Source organism: Thalassoroseus sp. (genome assembly GCF_984380535.1).
Genome location: NZ_CFHRBF010000024.1, coordinates 70136 through 90839, shown reverse-complemented (window position 1 = coordinate 90839; position 20704 = coordinate 70136). Strand labels below are relative to the sequence as shown.

The window sequence follows — 20704 nt, the reverse complement described above, 5'->3', positions numbered from 1 at the left end:
GATTGGTCTAAGTCTGGTACGGCTTGCACAGTGAAGCCAACGAGTTCGGGGACAATATTCAATGTCGGCCCTGGATCCATCGCCCCGCCAGGCATTCCAATACCGGGCCCGCCATCACTCATCATCCCGCCCATACCATGTCGCCCACCGAGCATTTGGTTTCCCTTGCGGCCCAGATCGAAGTAAATGACGATCTGTTCGATGTCTCGCAACGGCAATCCAATGCCCTGAGCAATCCGAGAATTCTCAAGAATCTTGACAATGGGAGCGAGACTGGGGCGGCTCATCAGCCGTGCCGGTCGGATGCCGAAAGTGGCAACCGTGTTCGCTGGACGAAGATCCATGCTGAATGGTCGCGGGGCGGCTTCCGGATCGATCTTTCCGGCGGGACGTGGTTGGTTGTCCTCCCCGCCGAAAGTGGATTCCACGCGTCCCGCAGAACGGGTCTGTTGCGTTGCGTCTTCACCGGAATCCGTCTGTGCCTGAAGTGCGTCGGAAGGTCGCATCCCGACCGCCAACACTCCCAACATCAGCACACCCAGTGTCAATCCCCAGCGAAGTCGCCTGGGTACGTTCTTTTCGAAACCGTCGCCGTTGCGTAGCATGTCGACTCTCCTCATTAAAGCATTTCGAGTGGGAAGAAACGCCCGCACGGGCCAACGCGTCCGCTGAACCGACCGAGCCAAAGCCATCTGCGTGAGCACTTTTAGATATGGCTGCGGACCGCCGACTTGATCAGCCGCATGAGCGTCCGCGGCCAATTCTTGATCCATCCGCAGCCGAGCCGCTAACCAGTGAACCAGCGGATGATAGAAATGCACCGTCCGCATACATTCGGCGAAGAACGTGGTCAGCCAATCACGCCGACGAATGTGGCTCAACTCATGAGCCAATACCGCGTCTCGCTCGACCGTAGACCACTCACGCCATGTCGCGGGAAGCAAAATCATTGGTCGTCGCCAACCGGTAGTGGCGGCCGATGTCAATCGATGGGATTCAATGATTCGAATCGATTGCGCACGCTTGGAACCAACGTGGCCAACGACAAACCGATCGATATCGGTTTCTTCCACAATCGGACCACGACACTCCCAACGCAATAGAACCCAGGCGGTCACCAAGCGGATCAAGCCGAAGCTGACGCCAATGAGATAGCCATAGACCAGATAAACCTGCCAGTTCCAAGTCGGCTTCGCTGTCTCCTCCACCACTTGCGGTGTTGGCTCTCTGAGTGCTTCGACAAACCCATCCCAAGCGGCAAGCCACACCGGATCGGTTTCTAAAGGGGCGAGTTCGACGTTTTGCGGACTCGAAGCAGGGACGCTCACGGGGACATCGGCATTGGAACTCGTCGTCGCAATTTCAAATCCCCCTGCGGACGGAGCTTCCACCTGCGTCGATTGGAACATTGTTTGCCAACTCGGCGCGGGCAGGGGAGCCAACACCGTGACCAACCCAACTGCAAACAAACCCAAACACGCGACTTCCGCTCGCAACGATGGCCCCCGTTTGCGGAAGAACACGCACAACGCAAGCGCCGCCGTCGAAACAAGCGTCACCTGAAAAACACACCACAGCCCGGCGGAAACGCTCATTGTTCACTCTCCCGCAAGATGTCTTCAAGGATTTGTCGTTCGCGAGCTGAGAGTTTTTGCTCGTCGACAAGTTGCTTCAGTAGCAACTCGCGGGACCCGCGAAAGACACGATCGAGCAAATCGCCGAGCAAACTACCGGACACGTCTTCAAACGATCGTCGCGAGCGATAGCAATACGGTCGCTCGGATTTGGTTTGGTCGAGAAAGTTCTTCTCCACCAAGATACGGACCAGCGTCGCGACAGTCGTGTAAGCCAGATCGCGTTGGGACTCCGCCAGTCGATCTCGCACTTCGGCGATCGTCAGTTCGACGTCCGGTTCCGGGTGGTCCCAGAAAACCTGCATGATCTCGAGTTCTCGATCCGTCAACTCCTTGGCACGTGGCCGAGCCATCGCTTGCCCTCCAGTTTTGGTTTTTTAGATTTGGTTTCATAGTAATCGCAAAACCCAGGACGTCAACAAGATTCTCAGAAAATCTTTTGACAGAGTGTCAAGCGTCAGACAGAATGCTCGCGGGTCATTCGAAAATTGGGCATTTCGACACCCCGACAAATCACAAGCTGTCGCTCGCAGACTTCGAACCCATAACGCTCGAAAAACGGACGAGCGGTGATGCTGGCTTCGACGGTCAATCGAGACAACGAAAGTCGAGTTGCTTCGTGGAGAAGTGCCGTGATCAAACGGCGGCCGACGCCACACCCCTGATGGTCTGCGGACACATAGAAGCGATCGATGTGCCCATTCGATTCCAACTCGCCAAACCCGACGAGCACTTCATCCTGTTCGGCCACGACGACGAAACGCCCCTCGAAACGGGCGGCCCAAGCATCTTCGTCGATCTCATCGGACGCCCAAGCCACGATTTGCTCGGGGTTATAGTCGCGACAATTCACTCGTTGAATCGTATCGCGGAAGAGTGTCAGCAACCGTGGGGCATCGTCCGGGCGATACGCTCTCAGATTCAACTCTGGCATGTCAAGACTCACCAGCCACGAGAAGAGGTATCACCACTGACCACTACGGGACAACAAAATCGGTGCTTCGCCGGTCCCCTCCACAATCCACTGAAAACCCTTGCTCTCTTGAACAAATGGGGCAAGAAGTTCGGTCGTATGCGACCACTCATCCTGATCGAGACAACACCGAAACTCCATGTCGGCAACCCGAACAACGTACTGGTTGTGCTTAGAAGACCAGAAGGTCAGTCGACACCCATTTATGGACTCTACGAACGGAAGCCGATGAATTTCGACACACTCTTCGGTGTCATCAATGAGTGATTGAATCGCGTCTAGAACCTGTTGAACTTCCGAGCCCGTAAAGTGGCTGAGCCGCAATATCGGGCAATCCGCCGATCCTTCTTCCAGGAACTCAAGCTGCATGTGCTACACAATCTCAGCGAGAATTAGAACAGTTCGGAAATCGGTTGACCGCCTTCTTCGATGATCGGAATTGGCCGACCTTGAGGGTTGATCCAATGGTTGTTGAGATCGATGTCGAGATGTTGAAAGACCGTCGCAGCGAGGTCTTGCGGGCGGACGACTCGTGATTGAATCGCCCCGCCTTGTCGATCGGTGCTGCCGATGGCTTGCCCGTGATTCAATCCACCACCGGCGGCCAACATCGACATCACCGGCGTCCAGTGATCACGTCCGGCTTCGTTGTTGATTCGTGGCGAACGACCAAACTCACCCATCATCAATACGAGCGTTTCATCCAGCAAACCCCGCTCTTCCAAGTCGGTGACCAACCCGTACATGGCCCGGTCAACTCTCGGCAACAACGGTTTCAGTCCCTTTTCGATGCCACCCCAGCGAACGTTGTCGCCGTGATGATCGAAGTATCCCCAGGCACCACTGACCAGCACGAAAGACACGCCATTCTCAACCAATCGTCGAGCCAGCAGAGCCTTTTGACCGACGCTCGTGCGACCGTAACGGTCTTTCAGGGAATCGGATTCCTTATCGAGACTAAACGCCTCTTGCACTTTGCCGGACAGAACCATATCGACAGCTTGTTGCGTGTAACGGTCGCTCTGAGCAAGCGTATTGCTTTGGTCCAAATCCTTTTGCAGTCGATCGAATTGCCGTCGTAGACTTGATCGATCCTGCAAACGGTCGACGGATACCCCCTGAGGCATGGCAAACTTGCCGGCTAACTCCAAGCCCTTCACGGGTTCGAAGTCGGAGCCCATCATGCCAGCCCCGTAGACGTCAGCCGCCCAACTTTCCGCCAGACCGACAAACGCGGGCAGGTTCGGGTTATTCGAACCGCGGAATTTGGCTGCAATCGCCCCCATCGAAGGATAGCCGGCTCCGTCTTTTCCGTCATTTGTGCGACGAGCTAGCGGGTTGCCGGCCTGCATGGTGATCGGCGTGTGATTGCTGGCAGTCGTATCGACCGAGCGGATCACCGACAAACGATCGGCAATCGAAGCCTGCAATGGCATGTGCTCCGAAAATCTAACGCCAGGAATTTTCGTTTCGATGTCGCCGAACGGACTGCGAATCTCGACGGGAGCTTCCGGTTTTGGGTCCCACATGTCGATTTGACTCGGACCGCCCGAAAGCCAAAAAAGAATCACGGATTTCTTCGCCGGTCCCGTTGGGCTGGCGGCCGCTTGACGCAAGACGCTCGGCAGAGAAAGCCCGGCGACACCAGCCAAACCGGTTTGCAGGAACCAACGACGCGAGCCACCCACACGGATCAAGTCACGGGCAGCGGGTGCGAACGGAGAACGAGCAACTCCTTGGGCGTGAGTCGCAGCGTGAGACGGGTGAGTCATATTTCCGCACTCTCAATCGGGGAGGGTTGACCATGGCGAGGAGCGCAAACGCTTAGCTTCACTAACAGTTTAACAAATAAACATTCGTTGTCACGTCCGATTGTCGTGGATTTGGAACCAAGTCGCCAACTTGTGTTCCGTAGAACCTAAGTATCGCCGCGAAGTCGTTGCGTCAGTTTCGCGATGACGGCCGCACATTCCTTCCGTGCCTCCGCCAACCCGCTTGGCGTGACATTTCCCGCCTTGCAGTAGTTCAGCACGATATCTTCCGCCGCCATCAACTCGCGACAGGCATCAGGAATTTCAGAGGCGATCTCGTGCGGGATCGTGGAAACGCCATTCAAGTCGCCATGCAGCAAGTCACCAGGGTAAATCACGATTCCGCCGACACTCACCGGGACGTTGATTTCCAGAATATGACAATACCCATGTGAACACGTCTCACCGTTCGTGAACACAGGGAAACCAAGAGCTTCGACTTGATCCAAATCGCGCCCCGTCCCTGATGTGATCAACCCCTTCGCACCAAACGCTTGATACGTGGTGCACATCACTTCGCCAAAGGTCGCTGATGTGGTGGGTTCATCGAGATCCTGAAACACCACGACTGGCGGGCCGGGAAGTTCGCTGAAGCGGGCGACTTGTTGATCGAGACTGGCATACACATCGCCCCCACGCGGCGGAGCCATCGAGCGAAATTGCGACGTCAACGCATACCCCACCATCGGCGGCATCTTCGGAAAACTCGCCTTGATCGAGTGATTCATATAGCCCGTGTTGCGGGGTCGGATGTCCCACAGTTCGATCACATTACACACCGTCGGCGTGTCATACTTGGCGAGGGCGGCAAGCTGGTCAGCGGTCAAACCGGGCGTCGTCATGGTGGGTTCCTGCATCGGTGGTGAAATCCGGATCGGCAACCAAGTCTTCGTCCGTCAACGACGGATCGAACCTCGGATCAAGCGGCCCACCATACCAAATGTTGATTCCGACAGCACCTAAGACCGCGAAGACCAACAATAGGTACCCCAACCAGTACGCCGGGAATGCATCGATCTCCCAACCCTGATGCCCGGCAAACACACAAACCAACCCAAAGATCAGGAGGAAACCCAACGCAAACGACCGCCATCGCCGACGTTTCTTTAGCAACTGTCGAGGTGCAGAGATGGATTCTGCAATATGATCCGCCACGAACTGATCGTCGGACTTTTTGGACAGCCACAGCAACCAGACGACAATCGGCCAAGCGACGACAGCGAACAGCAATCCCCACCCCAAATCCGGCTGGGGTTCATCGGTCACCAACCCAATCACCATCACGACAGCCAAGCCGCCAAACAACAGATGGACCTGGACGGCATCACCACTCCGCAGAAACCGACGAAACTCGGGAGAGGGCATGCGAAAACCAATCTTCGACGAAGTTCTATGTAGGGTCCGCTGTGCGGACCATTTTCATTCACCCATTTCGCTGACGTTATCAACTGACTTCGGCGTACCGCGACCACATCCCCAGTTTGGTTCGTAAACACCGCGTTCGACCCACCGATGAAAACGACGAATACGCCCACTGGGATGGGCAGCGAACGTAACCATGCTTGACCGGATTCCAATGCACGTAATCGAAATGAGCGTCGAAGTCAGCGACTTCTTGAATGCAGTGTTCCCAGTACCGGCGCTGCCACACACCTCGACGACGGTTCCTAACTCGTGATTCCGATCGTACCTGCTCAACTCCGCTTTGACTGAGGTAACGATGTGTAAACTCTTTCTTCAGCCATGCCAAACGAGTGCGATAATCCGCATCACCGGGAGGCAACGACCAGATTGTGTGAAGATGGTCTGGCAGCAATACAATCGCATGAATCGTCACCGACCATTGCCGTTTCATCTCGCGAAGGACCGTCCCCAACAACTGAATATTGGATTCCATGCTAAAAATCGGGAAATTTCGTTCCGTCTTGACTGTGAAGAAGAACGTCCCACCTGCAATATGGAAACGACGGTAGTTCGGCATGAAACGATTATAAATCGAACCGAATGGTCCGCACAGCGGACCCTACAAGTCTGTGCACTTCAAATTCGACAGCAGACCATCACGCGGCTTCTTGCAGTGGTGGCTCTTGCTCGTCGTTTGATTCGGTCACTTCTTGACTGGTGTCTGCCGCGACTTCTTCTTGAACAACTTCCGCCGGGGCGTCTTCCTCAGCGGTTTCCAGCGGTGGCAACACGGTGATTTCGCCGTATTCGTTGGGTTGTTCGGCGCGGAAGCTGTAGTGCCGGATGAGTTCCAGGATCGCCAGGAACACGCCGACGATTCGGCTGCGCTCGTTTTCGCCTTGGAAGAAATCACTGAACTTGACGCGGCCCGACTTCAGCACACGATCGCGAATGCGGTCCATATGTACGGAGATCGGGGTATCGTCGTAGCGGATGTTGGCGTGAGATGGTTCTTCCGTCTTCGTCTTGACGATCCGCCCGAGTGCACTGACCAAGTCCCACAGTTCCACGTCACGGATGTAATCCGCTGACGGGTCTTTGCCGCCACGGGGACGGTCGTCGGTCAACCGCGGGAAGCGTTCCTGCCAGATCGCGGCTTGTTCTTCGAGTGCAGTCGCCGCCTCTTTGAACTTCTTGTACTCAAGCAATTGCTGAATGAGTTCGCTACGTGGATCGCGATCTTCCGCTTCGTCCTGCGTTTCTTCCGGCCTGGGAAGAACCTCACGACTTTTGATCTCGACCAACGTGCTCGCCATCACGATGAAATCGCCGACGAGATCGAGATCGATCCATTCGAGAACTTCGAGAAACTCGGCAAACTGGGTTGTGATCTTCGCGATCGGCAATTCCCGGATGTCCACTTCGCTCCGCTCGACCAAATACAAGAGTAGGTCAAGCGGGCCGCTGAAGATGTCCAGTTCGACACGGTACAATGTGTTCGTCATCAAAGCCGATCAGAAGCAGAGTCCAAGACTGACATCATATACGCCACGAAACACCGGGTGCGCATCGATCCAGATTCGTTATCGTCTACGGAACCGGAAGAACTTGAATAATTCGCAAACTCAAACCCGTCAACCCAGCTTCACTGTCATTCGTTCGACGTTCGCAATGGATCACGTTATGCTGATTCGAAACCAATTCCACATTCGAATACCACGCACCTGCGGAGCCGCTCATGCAACATTCCTCGGAAGAGTCGACCACCTCGAAAGGTTCCTTGTCGTTTGATCGTCGAACTTGGTTAGCAACCGCAGCTGGCGGGTTGTTGGCGGCGAAGTCGGTCCTGGGACGAGACTACGGCCCCGATGCACCGCCCGTGCGGTATCCCGATCCGGACATCGTGACGTTGGACGACCGCTTCAAGAAATACGCCCTGGGCAATACGCCGATTCAGCGGATTTATCACAGTCCAGACATGCTCTGGGCGGAAGGACCGGCTTGGAATGGCGTCGGCAAGTATCTTGTTTGGAGTGACATTCCGAACAATCGACAACTCCGCTGGACGGCGGAAGACGGGCATGTCAGCGAACGTTTTCGTTATCCGTCTGGCAATAGCAACGGCAACACGTTCGATTTCCAAGGCCGCCAGATTTCCTGCGAACATGGCAACCGACGGGTCGTGCGATACGAATACGACGGCTCCGTCACCGTCCTGGCCGATTCCTACAACGGCAAGGAATTCAACGCCCCGAACGATGCCGTCGTGCATCCCGAAGACGGAGCCGTCTGGTTCACCGACCCCGGTTACGGCAGCCTGATGAACTACGAAGGGAACAAAGCCGACACCGGTTCCGTTCAGCCGAACCAAAAGGAAGCCGTCTACCGCATCGACGCGAAAACGATGAAAGTCGAGCAAGTCACCGACGAAATCTTCAAACCCAACGGCCTGTGCTTTTCGCCGGATTACAAGAAACTCTATGTCGCCGATACCGGTTCCTCGCACTACCCGGAAGCGAAGAAGGAAATCAAGGTGTGGGATGTTGTCGACGGCAAGAAATTGGCGAACGGTCGCGTGTTTGCCTCGATGGAGCTAGTAACCGGACATGTGAAGACCGCACCGTTCGAAGGTCCGAATCGCGGGAAATGGGAAAACGAACCAATTGTCGTCGCCGGTCAAGCCGACGGCATTCGCTGCGATGTCGATGGCAACATCTGGTCCAGTGCGGGATGGGTCGGCGATGGTTACGATGGCGTGCACGTCTTCGCCGCAGAAGACGGACAACGCATCGGTCAGATTCGGTTGCCAGAGATCTGTTCGAACGTGTGTTTCGGTGGAGCGAAACGGAATCGACTGTTCATGACCGCTAGTACTTCGGTCTATGCGGTGTACGTCGAAACCCAAGGTGCCCACATTACCTGATTCCCGTGACAGAACACGTTGGCTGACACCCGCACCCAACGTGAAGGTCCCGCTCTGATGGATTGTCATCCGGCGGGATCTTGGATAGAAGAAAGAACATTCTTACGTTCTTCAGAATCTTTAAGAGTGACCCACATGGCCAAGAAAATTCGCTACATCATGCTCGGCGGTTTTTTGGGAGCAGGAAAAACCACTGCAATTTCCAGACTGGCGAAGATCTACCGTGACCAGGGCTTGAATGTGGGAATCGTGACGAACGATCAAGCCGCCGACCTGGTTGACACGCACATGCTGCGTTCCCAGGGGTACGATGTTGGCGAAGTCGCGGGGGCGTGTTTTTGCTGTAATTTCAACGAATTGACCGACACCGTTGGTCGACTTGAAGAGGCGAACCACCCCGATGTGATCCTCGCCGAACCGGTCGGAAGCTGTACCGATCTGGTTGCCACCGTCGTTTTGCCACTCCAAAAACTCTTTGAACACAAATTCGAAGTCGCGCCTTATGCGGTGATTCTGAAACCCAATCACGGGCAACGTATCTTGGAAGGCACCGGCACACGCGGATTCTCCCCCAAGGCGGAATACATCTTCCGCAAACAGTTGGAGGAAGCTGACTTACTACTGATCAATCGCGTCGACGAACTTGCGCCGGAAGACGTGGATCACTTGGAATCACTCCTCAAAGCCGAACAACCCGACGCCCCGATCCTGAGAATTTCCGCTCGTAACGGCGACGGTTTTGACGAGTTAGTCGAACACCTCAACAAACCCGGGCAGGGCGTTCGCCGGGTCTTGCAACTCGACTACGACATCTACGCTGAAGGTGAAGCCGAACTCGGTTGGCTCAATAGCAGCCTGAAGATCTCGAAAGATACAGCGTTTTCGCTCGATCAATTTTTGCTGGAAGTTGTGCAGTCGCTTCGTGATCGATTGGAAACGGCCGGTGCGGAAACCGCTCATCTGAAGGCGATCGGATTGTGTGAGGGAGCGTATGGCGTGGCCAATCTCGTCGGCAGCGATGTGAACAGTGAACTTTCTCTGCCGTCACATGCAGAAACCACCGGAGCGGACGTAGTCATCAACGCCCGAGTGGCCATCGCCCCGGAAACACTCCAGGAAATCGTCGACGATGCCGTTCGCAACGTGACCTCCGCCAACGGGTTAACCACAGAACCGGGATCAACGCAAAGTTTCCGACCTGGCCGCCCGGTGCCGACGCATCGTTATCCCGCAACGACATAATTCAGCTATACGTGGTTGACCGGAGAATCGGTCTCGCGAAAATCCTTCCGACTCGGTAAATTCCCCGCACAGGCCAAACATCGGCCTGGCGTGTCCGCGGTCGACGTGTCACACCGAACAGATGACACGTTCCCACGAGACAACACATGTCGCGGAACGACATGAACCGCTTCAAACTCGACGACCGAGTTGGATTTTCAAGATTCCCTACCTCTGGATCATTACCTTTGTGGAATCAACGACAAGCTCAGACTGGAATCATCCTCGCCGGCTGCTTGGGGATGATATACACCCAACTGACAATGTCTTCAACGACGATCGAATACGCGCGGTCACTCGGTGCGGATGCATTCCACATTGGCCTGCTAGGCGCATTGCCGGCAGCGACACTGTTTACCCAGTTCTTGGCAGCAGTAATTGCCAATCACCTGAGATACCGACGCAAACTGTGGCTGACGGTTGCGATCATTCAACGCAGCTTGTTTATCCCGCTAGCGATCGGAACCTGGCTTGATCCACGCTTGGCTGACTCCACATGGCTCTGGTTATTCGTTGGGCTGTCCGCGAGTAACCATCTGTTGCTTCACTTTTGCTCGCCGTTATGGCTTTCGTGGATGGGTGATTACTTGCCCCGCGAACGCCTCAACCGGATTTGGGGCTCCCGTCAGTTCTGGATGCAATGGGCCGGTGCGTTAGCGTTGCTCGCGGGGGCGATTCACCTTGCCACCAGCGGTCTCACCACGCGGTATGCATTCTCGATTCACTTGCTGCTAGGTGCAGCCTTCGGGATCGCGGATCTCCTGATCTTCTTGAAAATCGAGGAACCGCCCGTCACTCCGATGCCGATTCCGCGACTGCGAACCGTACTTTCCGCTCCGTTTCGCGACCGAAACTTCCGTTCCTTCATCGCGTTCACAAGTTTCTGGCAGGTGGCCGCCAACACTGGGGCCCCGTTTATCTCGTATTTCTTGCTGACACATATCGGCCTGACGGTTCAGGATGTGATGCTGCTATGGACGTGCTCTTGGGGCGGGGGAGCAGTGTTGTGCGGTAAAATGGGACACCTGAGTGAACGGGTCGGCAATCGTCCGTTACTGATTCTGTGCATTGCCTTCAAGTCGCTCAACATGATTGCGCTGATATTCCTACCGCGAGACCCCCAAATTGCATTTTGGATTTTGGTGCCGGTATTTATTATCGATGCCGTCCTGAACGCAGGTGTCGCGATTGCCACGAACGGTTTTCTTCTGAAGAATTCGCCCGCCGCAAACCGTACCATGTACATTGCAGCCGGAACCGCGGTGGCTGGTTTGGCAGGTGGAGCGACTGCAATTACCACGGGAATTGTCATCGTCGCGTTGGGTCAGATGAACATCCAGGTCAACGGGCGAACGTTCACTGCGTTCCATGTTGCGTTCTTTGCTAGTATCCTTCTGCGACTGATCGCAGTGCCGCTTGTTCGCAGCGTCCGCGAAACCGAATCCCAAAGCACACGCGAAGTCGTTACGCAACTCATTGGTATGACACCATTTCGAGTATTGCGATTTCCGATCGGCCTGTACCGGAGCTATCCGCCTCTAAGAGACAACACTGCCTCCGAACGCGATGCCGCCACGTCGTCGAACCAGCCTCAGACTGCATCGAAGGCTTGTTAGAAATCACGACATCCGACCCGCAACTAACACGGAGACGCACGTCAAGTGAGTTGCAAGGATTTCGTCGGCAATTTATATTTTGGAAATCGTTTGTAAAAAATCGCCCCGTCGTCACTTCAAATCCGACGATCGGGGCTTGTTGTGTTCGCGTCCCGAGTGGCCACGATCGCCTTCCAATCGGCGAATATCGTCGACACTCCCGTTTTTGAGTTAGGACCACCCCGTGCCTGTCGCAGAGCCAATGAACATCCAAGAGCTTTTCCAAGACCCGTCTGGATTTGGGCCGGCAGAGATTGATTTACTCGAACAGGCCATCGCCGGCCCACAATCGATCGAGGTCCGCCAGCACCTTGGCTCGCTCAAACGCGAAATCGAAGAATCCGGTTCTCCCAGCGAGGCACTTCTCGCCAAAGTCGGCGTGATTTCGTACTTGCTCGGCGACCACCCGGCAGCCGACCGCTACCTTTCTCAGGTCGAAAACGACGGACTCGCCGTGTTCTACCACGCCGTGGCCCTATCGGCACTGAAACGGTACCCGGAAGCGGCGGAACGATTCGATCGCGCCGCCAGCCTGGGGCAAGACCGCATCGAATGCACCATGCGAAAAGCAGGCGTCATTCGTCAAACCGGCCGGGTCAACGAAGCCGACGACATCTTGAAAAGCGTCGCTACGGAAGCCGCCGGCCGGGCGGAATACTCCTACCAGAAGGGGTGTGTATTTTCGGATCGCGGAGACTCATTCGGCGCAATCGAGTATTTCGAGCGAGCCGTCGACATGGAACCGCACCACTCGCGTGCGCTTTTCCGCTTGGCCTCCGAAAACGCCCTTCGCGGGAACGACGACGACGCAATCCGTCTCTATGAGCAAGCCTTGTCCAAGCCGCCGTACTATCTCGGCGCGTTGTTGAACCTCGGACTGCTTTACGAAGACAACGAGAACTACCCGGCCGCCGCGTACTGTTTTCGGCAAATCCTGTCGGTAGAGCCCAACCACGAACGTGCTCAGCTTTACCTGAAGGATATTGAAGCCACCAGCAACATGTACTACGACGAGGAGCAGGCTCGCGAGCAAGCCCGCGTCGAACAGTTGCTCAACCGCCCGGTTACCGACTTCGAACTGTCGGTCCGCGCCCGCAATTGCCTCCAAAACATGAATATCTACAGCCTTGGCGATCTCACCCGGATCAACGAGGCCGAACTTTTGGCCGGAAAGAACTTCGGGGAGACCAGTCTTCACGAAATTCGCGACCTGATGAGCCAACACGGCTTGATGATCGGCCAAAACATCAACAAGAAAAAAGAAGCCCCAACTCCGTACGCGCCAACACAGACAGTCAACCTGTCTCCTCAGGAGCAGGCCGTCTTGGGCAAACCGATCTCAGAGCTCAATTTGTCCGTACGGGCCCGCAAATGTATGAGCCGACTCGGCATCACGACCATCGGCGAACTTGTCCACAAGACGCAAGACGAACTTCTGGGAACCCGTAACTTCGGTGTGACCAGTCTTAACGAAGTCCGTGCCAAACTCTCCGAAATGGACCTCAAGCTCCGTAACGACTAACGGTAGGTTCGGACATTTTTCGCAAAAACACCACAATTTCACAAAAGTTAGACTCGCATTGTTGACAACAAGCGAGCACCAGATTAAAAACATCCCTCCCCCACATTTGGGGGAGTTTTTCGTGAGACTCGCCTTTCACAAATCGGCGACTCCACATCAACCACAATGACTCAGAGGGCATAACCTGTGGCCGGCGGTGAGCGTATTAGAATTCGGATGGAAGCGTACGATCACTCCGTGCTTGACACGTCCGCATCTGACATTGTAGACACGGCAAAACGAACAGGCGCGATCGTCCATGGGCCGATCCCGTTGCCTACGCGAATCGAGCGATACACGGTTCTTCGTGGACCACATATCGACAAGAAATCGCGTGAGCAGTTCGAAATCCGGACGCACAAGCGTCTGATCGATATCATGCAACCAACAGGCAAAACCATCGACGCTTTGAACAAGCTGTCGTTGCCAGCTGGTGTGGATATCAAAATCAAGGCAACAACTGGCGGCAACTAATGTCGTCTTGAGGCTTTTGTCTCTGCTCTGCCAGAGGTATTTAGCCTGCGATAATCGAGACCAGTTCGCATGGCGAGCCTGTGTCGATTGCTTAACTCAACCAGCAGGACGACTGTCCCGCTTGGGCTAAAGCAGTGAGTTTGGGTGCAAGAAACTCAAACTCTACAACAACTGTTTCTGAACAGACCCGTGTGGCACAAAATGTGTGCGTGACACAGGTATTCTCATCGGAAGGTTAGTGCGATGCCGGTAGGGCTTCTGGGCCGCAAGGTTGGCAACACGCAAGTTTATAACGAAGCAGGCGAAATCGTCCCGGTGACCGTCATCGAAGCGGGCCCGTGTGTCGTTTTGCAGATTCGCACTCAAGATAAAGACGGTTACGAAGCCGTCCAAATCGGATTTGACGACGCCCCGCTTAAGAAGAAAGGTGATCAAGTCGTATCACCTTCACGAGCGGCTCGTGGTCACGTTCGATCGGACGTCAAGAGTAAGCGACAAGAACGACGTCAGCAAGCTGGTGTCGAGGTAGCAGCCAAAGCTGAAACCGAAGTCAAGCGGTTCGTGCGAGAGTTTCGCACCGACGGTGAAGATCACGGGTTGGAGGTTGGCCAAACACTGACTGCCGATTTCCTGAGTGAGCTCAAAAAGGTTGACGTCATTGGCAACTCAAAAGGTCGCGGGACCGCAGGTGTTATGAAGCGTCACAACTTTAGCGGTCAACGGGCAACGCACGGTGTAAAACGTGTGCACCGTCACCCGGGTTCGATCGGGATGAGTGCCGACCCTTCGCGAGTTCTCAAGGGAACGCGAATGGCCGGTCGATACGGTAATGCTCGCGTGACTGTCCGAAACTTGCAAGTCGTCAAAGTCGACCCTGAGAACAACACCATTCTCGTCAAAGGTGCCATCCCTGGCCCGAAAGGCGGATACGTGGTTGTGCGACATACAACGAAACTGAAGCGACCTAAGAAAGCTGTTTAGTCATTGGCTAATGTGGTCTTTGGTTTCTTGACTGGATATTGAAACACCAAATTGGAATTGTGGCATGATTTCTCTGCCCATCGTCGACATGAATGGCTCAAGCGTCGGAACTTACGAGTTCGACGGAGCCGATCTCGCCGATTCGATCAGTAAGCAACTCTTGCACGATGCCGTGGTCATGTACCAACGCAATCGTCGTCAAGGCACGGTGCAAACGAAATCGCGTGGGATGGTCCGAGGAAGCACCAAGAAGCTGTTCCGCCAAAAGGGAACGGGTCGTGCACGTGCCGGGACAAAACGAACACCTACTCGTCGTGGTGGTGGTCACGCTTTTGGGAAAAAGCCGATCGACTACTACTACCGTCTTCCACGAAAAGCTCTGCAAAAAGCCATGCGAATGGCCTTGCTCAGCAAGTTCCAAGACGACGAAGCTGTAGTACTGAGTGAATTGACACTCAACGAAGTTAAGACAAAACCAGTGGCAACGATGCTGAAGTCGCTCGGACTCGCGAATGACTCGACCTTGCTCGTTGTTCCCGAATACAACAAGACGGCGTACCTGTCGGCTCGGAACGTGGAAAACCTGCAGATCATGCCGGCATCCGACCTGAACGCGTACGTATTGTTGCGACAGAAACGATTGCTGATCACCAAAGATTCGATCGACGCGATCCGCAACAACACTCACGCTCAACAAGCAGAACCGGCAGCCGCCAACTAAATCGACCGACCAATTCGGCTTAAGAATTGACGAGGCTATTGAACATGTCAACGGAACAAGCTCAAACGGAAGAGACGACATCGGGTCCGGCTTTGGAACCGTACCAAGTCGTGCTGCGTCCGCTCGTGACCGAAAAAGGCACGCACATTTCCGAGCGATACAACGCCTACACTTTTGCTGTCAATCCGTTGGCAACCAAGACTGACATCAAAAAGGCCGTCGAGCAGTTGTGGGAAGTGCGAGTCGCCAAGGTTCGTACACAAACCCGCAAAGGAAAGCCGCGACGACACAAAATCAGCAAGGGAAAAACCAAAGATTGGAAGAAGGCGATCGTTGAACTCCACGAAGACGATCGAATCTCGTTCTTCTAGGAAACATCACCGCCGGGCGATCTTTGTTACTTGCGGATTGATAGGAATTAACCATGGGCATTCGAGTTTACAAACCCACCAGCGCCGGTCGACGGAATGCGTCCGTCAGTGATTTCGCCGAGATCACTGACCGCAAGAAGCGTCCAGAAAAATCGCTGACGGTCCGCTACAAGAAAAAAGGCGGCCGTAACAATCAAGGCAAGATCACTGCACGTCACCGTGGCGGTGGACACAAACGCCAATACCGAATCATCGACTTCCGTCGGCTCAAAGACAACGTCCCGGCCAAAGTGGCCTACATCGAGTACGATCCTTGTCGATCCGCTCGCATCGCGTTGTTGTACTACGTCGATGGTGAGAAGCGTTACATTCTGGCCCCCAAAGGGCTGGAAGTCGGAACGATGATCGTCAGTGGCGAGAAAGTCGAACCGAACGTCGGCAACTGCATGCCGCTCGAATCGATTCCGCCCGGCACGACCATTCACAATATCGAGATGCAACCTGGCAAAGGCGGACAACTCTGCCGAGCCGCGGGAACATCGGCTGTCATTAACGCTCGGGAAGGCAAGTGGGCACAAATCACTTTGCCATCCGGCGAAGTTCGACGATTGCCGGCAAAATGCCGAGCAACAATCGGCGAAATTGGAAACTCAGAGCACTCGAGCATCCGTCTCGGTAAAGCGGGTCGGAAGCGTTGGTTGGGTCGTCGCCCCCACGTTCGGGGAACCGCGATGAACCCAGTCGCTCACCCGATGGGTGGTGGTGAAGGTCGCAACTCCGGCGGTCGTCACCCGTGTAGTCCAACCGGGAAACTCGCCAAAGGCGGCCAAACGCGGAAGCGTCGGAAGGCTTCGTCAAAGGCGATTATTCGACGGCGGAAATCACGTCGTTATGGCGTGCTGAAGACATAGTTGAACGACGACTGAGTTTAAGCGAATCACATTCTGAAACTGGGTGGAACAAGAGGATGACTGGATGAGCCGTTCGCAGAAAAAAGGCCCCTATGTTGACGACAAACTGCTTGAGAAAGTCGAGCGGATGAACGAAGGTGGCAAAAAGGACGCAATCAAAACGTGGTCGCGATCCTGCACCATCGTTCCGGACTTCATCGGCCACAATTTCATGGTTCATAACGGTCGTGCCTTCATCAACGTCTATGTGACGGAAGAGATGATCGGGCACAAACTCGGTGAATTTGCTCCCACTCGCACGTTCCGTGGACACGGGGCGAAAGGCAAAAGGTAAGAGTCGACATGGCGGAATATCGAGCGACACATCGACACGCCCGGATCTCGGCAACCAAGGTGCGACCGTTCGCGGATATGATTCGTGGCAAGTCGGCCGAGGAAGCGATCAACGTGCTGCAATACATTCCAAACCGTGGAGCACGGTTCTTGGAAAAGGTCGTCAAAAGTGCTGTGGCGAATGCCGAACAAAAGAGCACTCGCGGCTACTCCTCACTGATCGTGAGCGAATGCCGTGTCGATGGCGGACCAATGTATAAGCGGATTCGTCCGCGGGCACGTGGAATGGCGTACCTGGAACGACACCGTTTCAGTCACATTCATGTGACCGTTGAAATCCCCGGCACCTAACCGACCACGAAACATACAAAGTCGACCCGACTTTCCGACAAGGATATCCCATGGGACAAAAAGTTCGCCCGACAGGATTTCGCATCGGCATCACCGAGCCGCATCGCAGCCGGTGGTACGCCTCGAAGAAAGAATTCGGCGGCTTACTGATCGAAGACTTCAAGATCCGTAAGTTCATCAAAGAGAAATATCAGTTCGCAGGCATTCCGAAAATCGAAATCGAGCGAACACGCGATCAAGTTGTCGTCCACCTGTTCACGGCTCGTCCGGGGATTATCATCGGACGCAAAGGTCAAGAAGTCGACCGACTCAAAGCCGAGTTGGAAGACCTGACCGGTCGCCGTATGGAACTGAAAATCAACGAAATCAACAACCCCAGCCGAAGTGCCGTCCTCGTGGCCGAAGACATCGCACAACAGCTGCAAAAACGCGGAAGTTTCCGTCGCACGCTCAAGCGGTCGCTTGATCAAGTGATGGAGTCCGGGGTACACGGAATCAAAGTGGAATTGGCCGGCCGACTGGGTGGGGCGGAAATGTCCCGAACCGAGAAAGCCAGCCGCGGATCGATCCCGTTGTCGACGCTGCAACGACATATCGATTACGGTTTTTGCGCCGCGAAGACGGCTCAAGGTATTATTGGCGTAAAAGTTTGGATCGATCTCGGCGACTACGCAGACGAGGAGAATACCGATGGCACTAATGCCCAAACGGGTCAAGCACCGCAAGGTTCAAAGAGGTCGCATAAAAGGTAACGCGACTCGTGGAAATACCGTGGCTTACGGCGAGTGGGGCCTTCAGTCTCTCGAACCAGGTCACATCGCAGCGAACACGATTGAAGCCTGCCGGATCGCGGCAACTCAATATGTTCGTGGCGAAGGGAAACTCTACATCCGCATTTTCCCGGATAAGCCGGTTACGGCTCGACCGTTGGAAACTCGGATGGGTAAAGGGAAAGGTGAACCGGACCACTGGGTGGCGGTCATCAAGCCGGGAACGATTTTGTTCGAGTTGACCGGCGTTGGGCACGATGCCGCACGTGATTGTTTTGCTCGTGTTGCCTACAAGTTGCCTTTGAAAGTGCGACTTGTCGGACGACAGCAAACAGTCTAAGCGACGGACTAGTTATCAATTCGGAATCGTTTGGTTTATCCAACAGATATAAAGAGCGTGATCAATGAGTACGGCAGCCGAATTGCGAGACATGAGCGACGAACAGTTGGAGTTCGCGCTCAAGGAAACTCGCGAGGAACTTTTTCATCTTCGGTTTCAAGCCGCGACTGAGCGGTTGGATGCACCGAGCCAGATGAAACGGTTACGTCGTGAGATCGCTCGAATCTTAACGATTCAACAAGAACGCATTATTGCAGGGGCGACAACTGGCTCTGAAAGCTAGTTTGCAACCAGCATAGTCGAAGCGATTCACTACCAACATTACTGATCGTGATCAACCCCTGAGTCAGACACACAGTCGGAATAGAAGACGATGAAAAAGAAACTTCAAGGCACAGTTCGAAGCGCAAAAAATGAGAAAACGCTTCGTGTTGATGTCGCACGACTTTATCGTCATAAGAAGTATGGCAAGATCGTCAGCGCCCGCACGGTCTGCTATGCCCACGATGAGAATCAAGAAGCTCAGGAAGGGGACGTGGTCGAAATTGTCGAGTCTCGCCCACATTCCAAGAAGAAACGTTGGGAACTCGTCCAGGTCATCCGCCGGGGCGGTGTTCTTGTCGATCCGAATGCAGTTGCTGCCCCTGGTGAGCGGGACGAAGAGTCCAGCGAAGCCGCGGAACAATCGGTCGCCGAGTAGTCCGCAACGATTTGTTAATACTAGGCTTTCAAGAGTCCATAACGTCTCAAGCCGACAATTGAGTTTTGCTTGAGTCTTCAGAGGTCATTCAATGATCCAAATGCAAACAGAATTGGACGTCGCGGACAACACCGGCGCCAAAGTTGCGAAATGTATCAAAGTTCTCGGTGGTTCCCGAAAGCGGTTTGCCGGTCTTGGTGATGTTGTGGTTGTCAGTATCGTGAAAGCGCTGCCGGGCAGCCCATTCACCGACAAACGCAACAAAGCTCAACGTGTCACCCGTGGCGTGATCGTTCGTACCAAGAAAGCGACTCGTCGGGATGACGGCAGTTACGTGAAGTTCGATCGTAACGCGATCGTGCTTGTCGATAACGACGGCAATCCTCGCGGAACTCGGATTTTCGGTGCTGTGGCTCGTGAGCTGCGAGATCGGAAGTTCATGAAGATTATCAGCCAAGCTAGAGAGGTCGTGTGACCATGAAAATTCAACGTGGTGATTCTGTCGTCGTGATTGCCGGCGACTCGGCCTCAAGTACTCCTCGCAACGTCGTGCAAGTTCTCGACGGTGGGAAGCGTTTGGTTGTCGAAGGAATCAATCGTGCTGTTAAGCACGTTAAACGGGGTCATCCCAAAAGTCCGCAAGGCGGTCAACTCCAAATTGAGCGTCCGATCCAAGCATCGAACGTAATGTTTTACTGCCCATCTTGTAGCCAAGCGACACGAGTCGGCTTCCGCTACACAGACGACGGCAGCAAAGAACGCTTCTGCAAGAAGTGCGACGCTTCGGCTGGAACGATTAGTCCGCCGCGAGCGCAGTACGCGAAGAAGTCCTAGAGACGAAACAATAGTCAAGCACAACTGAATTTCAGTTGCAATTATATTTCCTGAGTGGTCTGGTCCGAAAGAAATTTGAGTCACGCCATGTCTCAACTCCTGCAAGAATATCGCGAACGAATCGTTCCAGCGTTGCAGAAAAAACTGAACATCACCAACGTGCATGCTGTGCCGTCTCTGAGGAAGATCGTCATCAGCATGGGTGTCGGAAGTTCCATTCAGGATTCGAAACACCTTGAGGAAGCCGTCGCCAACTTGACGCAACTCAGTGGGCAGAAGCCGAAGATCACACAAGCTCGCAAGTCGGTTTCGCAGTTTCGGCTGCGAGAAGGCATGCAAATCGGCTGCATGGTGACCTTGCGACGCGGCCGAATGTACGAATTCGCCGAACGCTTGATCCGGTTGGCATTGCCTCGAGTTCGCGACTTTCGCGGTCTCAACCCGAAAGCTTTCGACGGCAATGGCAACTACAGCTTGGGCCTCAGCGAACAACTGGTATTTCCCGAAATCAACGCCGACGCCGTTCAACACGTGCAAGGCATGAACATTACTTTTGTCACTTCTGCGAAGACCAACGAGGAAGGGCGTGAACTCCTTCGTGAACTCGGCCTGCCGCTCCGAGAGCTGTAACGGAACGCACGAGTCACAGACCACCGCGGACCGCAGGCCGCTCTCG

28 protein-coding genes are annotated in these 20704 nt (G+C 54.6%); 19 read left to right on the top strand and 9 right to left on the bottom strand.

Annotated features, from left to right (window positions below):
- The 3 genes from AC5DDB_RS27290 to AC5DDB_RS27280 form a co-directional block, all read right to left on the bottom strand.
- Window positions 1–1595 (bottom strand): M56 family metallopeptidase (locus AC5DDB_RS27290; RefSeq protein ID WP_491742935.1); only part of this gene is annotated, 1595 nt, incomplete at its 3' end.
- The gene (locus AC5DDB_RS27285; RefSeq protein ID WP_491742934.1) at window positions 1592–1987 is read right to left on the bottom strand and encodes a BlaI/MecI/CopY family transcriptional regulator; all 396 of its coding nucleotides are present in this window, start codon (window positions 1985–1987) and stop codon (window positions 1592–1594) included. The genes AC5DDB_RS27290 and AC5DDB_RS27285, both read right to left, overlap by 4 nt.
- A 104-nt stretch (window positions 1988–2091) precedes the next feature.
- Window positions 2092–2568, bottom strand: a complete 477-nt coding sequence (locus tag AC5DDB_RS27280; RefSeq protein ID WP_491742933.1) for a GNAT family N-acetyltransferase — start codon at window positions 2566–2568, stop codon at window positions 2092–2094.
- Window positions 2569–2706: 138 nt separating this feature from the next.
- Between AC5DDB_RS27280 and AC5DDB_RS27275 the strand changes: the two genes are divergently transcribed.
- On the top strand, window positions 2707–2874 hold the full coding sequence (locus AC5DDB_RS27275) for a hypothetical protein (RefSeq protein ID WP_491742932.1): 168 nt from the start codon (window positions 2707–2709) through the stop codon (window positions 2872–2874).
- A gap of 125 nt (window positions 2875–2999) precedes the next feature.
- Here AC5DDB_RS27275 and AC5DDB_RS27270 read toward each other — a convergent pair whose 3' ends face one another.
- The 6 genes from AC5DDB_RS27270 to AC5DDB_RS27245 all read right to left on the bottom strand — a co-directional run bounded on the left by AC5DDB_RS27270 (window position 3000) and on the right by AC5DDB_RS27245 (window position 7562).
- Window positions 3000–4379, bottom strand: coding sequence for a DUF1501 domain-containing protein (locus tag AC5DDB_RS27270; RefSeq protein ID WP_491742931.1), 1380 nt, complete (start codon window positions 4377–4379; stop codon window positions 3000–3002).
- Window positions 4380–4525: 146 nt separating this feature from the next.
- Window positions 4526–5260 carry an RraA family protein gene (locus AC5DDB_RS27265; RefSeq protein ID WP_491742930.1) on the bottom strand — a complete coding sequence of 245 codons (735 nt, stop codon included), beginning with the start codon at window positions 5258–5260 and terminating at the stop codon, window positions 4526–4528.
- Window positions 5235–5783, bottom strand: a complete 549-nt coding sequence (locus AC5DDB_RS27260; RefSeq protein ID WP_491742929.1) for a hypothetical protein — start codon at window positions 5781–5783, stop codon at window positions 5235–5237. Before AC5DDB_RS27260 ends, AC5DDB_RS27265 begins: the two co-directional genes overlap by 26 nt.
- 79 nt (window positions 5784–5862) lie before the next feature.
- A complete protein-coding gene (locus tag AC5DDB_RS27255; RefSeq protein ID WP_491742928.1) occupies window positions 5863–6399 on the bottom strand; it encodes an REP-associated tyrosine transposase in 537 nt (178 codons plus the stop codon).
- Window positions 6400–6478: 79 nt separating this feature from the next.
- Entirely contained in the window at window positions 6479–7327 is an 849-nt protein-coding gene (locus AC5DDB_RS27250; protein ID WP_491742927.1) for a segregation and condensation protein A, read from the bottom strand.
- Between the two features lie 85 nt (window positions 7328–7412).
- Window positions 7413–7562 (bottom strand): hypothetical protein, encoded by a 150-nt coding sequence (locus tag AC5DDB_RS27245; protein WP_491742926.1) that lies wholly within the window; start codon window positions 7560–7562, stop codon window positions 7413–7415.
- Here AC5DDB_RS27245 and AC5DDB_RS27240 point away from each other — a divergent pair.
- The 18 genes from AC5DDB_RS27240 to rplE all read left to right on the top strand — a co-directional run bounded on the left by AC5DDB_RS27240 (window position 7561) and on the right by rplE (window position 20658).
- Window positions 7561–8745, top strand: a complete 1185-nt coding sequence (locus AC5DDB_RS27240; RefSeq protein ID WP_491742925.1) for an SMP-30/gluconolactonase/LRE family protein — start codon at window positions 7561–7563, stop codon at window positions 8743–8745. The two genes, AC5DDB_RS27245 and AC5DDB_RS27240, sit on opposite strands and share 2 nt — an antisense overlap.
- Before the next feature lie 135 nt (window positions 8746–8880).
- Window positions 8881–9987 (top strand): GTP-binding protein, encoded by a 1107-nt coding sequence (locus AC5DDB_RS27235; protein ID WP_491742924.1) that lies wholly within the window; start codon window positions 8881–8883, stop codon window positions 9985–9987.
- Window positions 9988–10268: 281 nt separating this feature from the next.
- Window positions 10269–11642 carry an MFS transporter gene (locus tag AC5DDB_RS27230; protein WP_491742936.1) on the top strand — a complete coding sequence of 458 codons (1374 nt, stop codon included), beginning with the start codon at window positions 10269–10271 and terminating at the stop codon, window positions 11640–11642.
- 223 nt (window positions 11643–11865) lie between these two features.
- Window positions 11866–13203 (top strand): tetratricopeptide repeat protein, encoded by a 1338-nt coding sequence (locus tag AC5DDB_RS27225; RefSeq protein ID WP_491742923.1) that lies wholly within the window; start codon window positions 11866–11868, stop codon window positions 13201–13203.
- 186 nt (window positions 13204–13389) lie between these two features.
- Window positions 13390–13716, top strand: a complete 327-nt coding sequence (rpsJ, locus tag AC5DDB_RS27220) for a 30S ribosomal protein S10 (RefSeq protein WP_491742922.1) — start codon at window positions 13390–13392, stop codon at window positions 13714–13716.
- A 243-nt stretch (window positions 13717–13959) separates the two neighbouring features.
- The gene (gene rplC, locus AC5DDB_RS27215; RefSeq protein WP_491742921.1) at window positions 13960–14697 is read left to right on the top strand and encodes a 50S ribosomal protein L3; all 738 of its coding nucleotides are present in this window, start codon (window positions 13960–13962) and stop codon (window positions 14695–14697) included.
- 64 nt (window positions 14698–14761) lie between these two features.
- A complete protein-coding gene (gene rplD, locus AC5DDB_RS27210) occupies window positions 14762–15418 on the top strand; it encodes a 50S ribosomal protein L4 (RefSeq protein ID WP_491742920.1) in 657 nt (218 codons plus the stop codon).
- Between the two features lie 44 nt (window positions 15419–15462).
- The gene (gene rplW, locus AC5DDB_RS27205; protein ID WP_491742919.1) at window positions 15463–15789 is read left to right on the top strand and encodes a 50S ribosomal protein L23; all 327 of its coding nucleotides are present in this window, start codon (window positions 15463–15465) and stop codon (window positions 15787–15789) included.
- Between the two features lie 53 nt (window positions 15790–15842).
- Window positions 15843–16700 carry a 50S ribosomal protein L2 gene (rplB, locus tag AC5DDB_RS27200; protein ID WP_491742918.1) on the top strand — a complete coding sequence of 286 codons (858 nt, stop codon included), beginning with the start codon at window positions 15843–15845 and terminating at the stop codon, window positions 16698–16700.
- Between the two features lie 64 nt (window positions 16701–16764).
- Complete coding sequence (gene rpsS, locus AC5DDB_RS27195; RefSeq protein ID WP_166821152.1) at window positions 16765–17034, top strand: 30S ribosomal protein S19; 270 nt, start codon at window positions 16765–16767, stop codon at window positions 17032–17034.
- Window positions 17035–17042: 8 nt separating this feature from the next.
- Entirely contained in the window at window positions 17043–17384 is a 342-nt protein-coding gene (gene rplV, locus AC5DDB_RS27190; RefSeq protein WP_491742917.1) for a 50S ribosomal protein L22, read from the top strand.
- A 50-nt stretch (window positions 17385–17434) separates the two neighbouring features.
- Window positions 17435–18136, top strand: a complete 702-nt coding sequence (gene rpsC, locus AC5DDB_RS27185) for a 30S ribosomal protein S3 (RefSeq protein ID WP_491742916.1) — start codon at window positions 17435–17437, stop codon at window positions 18134–18136.
- Entirely contained in the window at window positions 18075–18494 is a 420-nt protein-coding gene (rplP, locus tag AC5DDB_RS27180; RefSeq protein WP_491742915.1) for a 50S ribosomal protein L16, read from the top strand. Before rpsC ends, rplP begins: the two co-directional genes overlap by 62 nt.
- 64 nt (window positions 18495–18558) lie before the next feature.
- Window positions 18559–18777, top strand: coding sequence for a 50S ribosomal protein L29 (rpmC, locus tag AC5DDB_RS27175; protein WP_491742914.1), 219 nt, complete (start codon window positions 18559–18561; stop codon window positions 18775–18777).
- A 90-nt stretch (window positions 18778–18867) separates the two neighbouring features.
- A complete protein-coding gene (rpsQ, locus tag AC5DDB_RS27170) occupies window positions 18868–19194 on the top strand; it encodes a 30S ribosomal protein S17 (RefSeq protein WP_491742913.1) in 327 nt (108 codons plus the stop codon).
- 91 nt (window positions 19195–19285) lie between these two features.
- Window positions 19286–19669 carry a 50S ribosomal protein L14 gene (rplN, locus tag AC5DDB_RS27165; RefSeq protein WP_491742912.1) on the top strand — a complete coding sequence of 128 codons (384 nt, stop codon included), beginning with the start codon at window positions 19286–19288 and terminating at the stop codon, window positions 19667–19669.
- A 2-nt stretch (window positions 19670–19671) separates the two neighbouring features.
- Window positions 19672–20028, top strand: a complete 357-nt coding sequence (gene rplX / locus AC5DDB_RS27160; protein ID WP_491742911.1) for a 50S ribosomal protein L24 — start codon at window positions 19672–19674, stop codon at window positions 20026–20028.
- A gap of 87 nt (window positions 20029–20115) precedes the next feature.
- Window positions 20116–20658, top strand: a complete 543-nt coding sequence (rplE, locus tag AC5DDB_RS27155; RefSeq protein WP_491742910.1) for a 50S ribosomal protein L5 — start codon at window positions 20116–20118, stop codon at window positions 20656–20658.
- Window positions 20659–20704 lie beyond the last annotated feature (46 nt).

Coding starts and splice junctions, on each gene's coding strand:
- rpmC (WP_491742914.1), top strand. CDS start 18,559: ATGAGTACGGCAGCCGAATTGCGAGACATGAGCGACGAACAGTTGGAG.
- AC5DDB_RS27245 (WP_491742926.1), bottom strand. CDS start 7,562: ATGAGCGGCTCCGCAGGTGCGTGGTATTCGAATGTGGAATTGGTTTCG.
- rplE (WP_491742910.1), top strand. CDS start 20,116: ATGTCTCAACTCCTGCAAGAATATCGCGAACGAATCGTTCCAGCGTTG.
- rplD (WP_491742920.1), top strand. CDS start 14,762: ATGATTTCTCTGCCCATCGTCGACATGAATGGCTCAAGCGTCGGAACT.
- rplC (WP_491742921.1), top strand. CDS start 13,960: ATGCCGGTAGGGCTTCTGGGCCGCAAGGTTGGCAACACGCAAGTTTAT.
- AC5DDB_RS27275 (WP_491742932.1), top strand. CDS start 2,707: ATGCGACCACTCATCCTGATCGAGACAACACCGAAACTCCATGTCGGC.
- AC5DDB_RS27250 (WP_491742927.1), bottom strand. CDS start 7,327: ATGACGAACACATTGTACCGTGTCGAACTGGACATCTTCAGCGGCCCG.
- AC5DDB_RS27255 (WP_491742928.1), bottom strand. CDS start 6,399: ATGCCGAACTACCGTCGTTTCCATATTGCAGGTGGGACGTTCTTCTTC.
- AC5DDB_RS27240 (WP_491742925.1), top strand. CDS start 7,561: ATGCAACATTCCTCGGAAGAGTCGACCACCTCGAAAGGTTCCTTGTCG.
- rplW (WP_491742919.1), top strand. CDS start 15,463: ATGTCAACGGAACAAGCTCAAACGGAAGAGACGACATCGGGTCCGGCT.
- AC5DDB_RS27280 (WP_491742933.1), bottom strand. CDS start 2,568: ATGCCAGAGTTGAATCTGAGAGCGTATCGCCCGGACGATGCCCCACGG.
- rplP (WP_491742915.1), top strand. CDS start 18,075: ATGGCACTAATGCCCAAACGGGTCAAGCACCGCAAGGTTCAAAGAGGT.
- rplX (WP_491742911.1), top strand. CDS start 19,672: ATGAAAATTCAACGTGGTGATTCTGTCGTCGTGATTGCCGGCGACTCG.
- AC5DDB_RS27265 (WP_491742930.1), bottom strand. CDS start 5,260: ATGACGACGCCCGGTTTGACCGCTGACCAGCTTGCCGCCCTCGCCAAG.
- AC5DDB_RS27260 (WP_491742929.1), bottom strand. CDS start 5,783: ATGCCCTCTCCCGAGTTTCGTCGGTTTCTGCGGAGTGGTGATGCCGTC.
- rpsC (WP_491742916.1), top strand. CDS start 17,435: ATGGGACAAAAAGTTCGCCCGACAGGATTTCGCATCGGCATCACCGAG.
- rpsS (WP_166821152.1), top strand. CDS start 16,765: ATGAGCCGTTCGCAGAAAAAAGGCCCCTATGTTGACGACAAACTGCTT.
- rplB (WP_491742918.1), top strand. CDS start 15,843: ATGGGCATTCGAGTTTACAAACCCACCAGCGCCGGTCGACGGAATGCG.
- AC5DDB_RS27285 (WP_491742934.1), bottom strand. CDS start 1,987: ATGGCTCGGCCACGTGCCAAGGAGTTGACGGATCGAGAACTCGAGATC.
- rplV (WP_491742917.1), top strand. CDS start 17,043: ATGGCGGAATATCGAGCGACACATCGACACGCCCGGATCTCGGCAACC.
- rpsQ (WP_491742913.1), top strand. CDS start 18,868: ATGAAAAAGAAACTTCAAGGCACAGTTCGAAGCGCAAAAAATGAGAAA.
- AC5DDB_RS27270 (WP_491742931.1), bottom strand. CDS start 4,379: ATGACTCACCCGTCTCACGCTGCGACTCACGCCCAAGGAGTTGCTCGT.
- rplN (WP_491742912.1), top strand. CDS start 19,286: ATGATCCAAATGCAAACAGAATTGGACGTCGCGGACAACACCGGCGCC.
- AC5DDB_RS27235 (WP_491742924.1), top strand. CDS start 8,881: ATGGCCAAGAAAATTCGCTACATCATGCTCGGCGGTTTTTTGGGAGCA.
- AC5DDB_RS27230 (WP_491742936.1), top strand. CDS start 10,269: ATGATATACACCCAACTGACAATGTCTTCAACGACGATCGAATACGCG.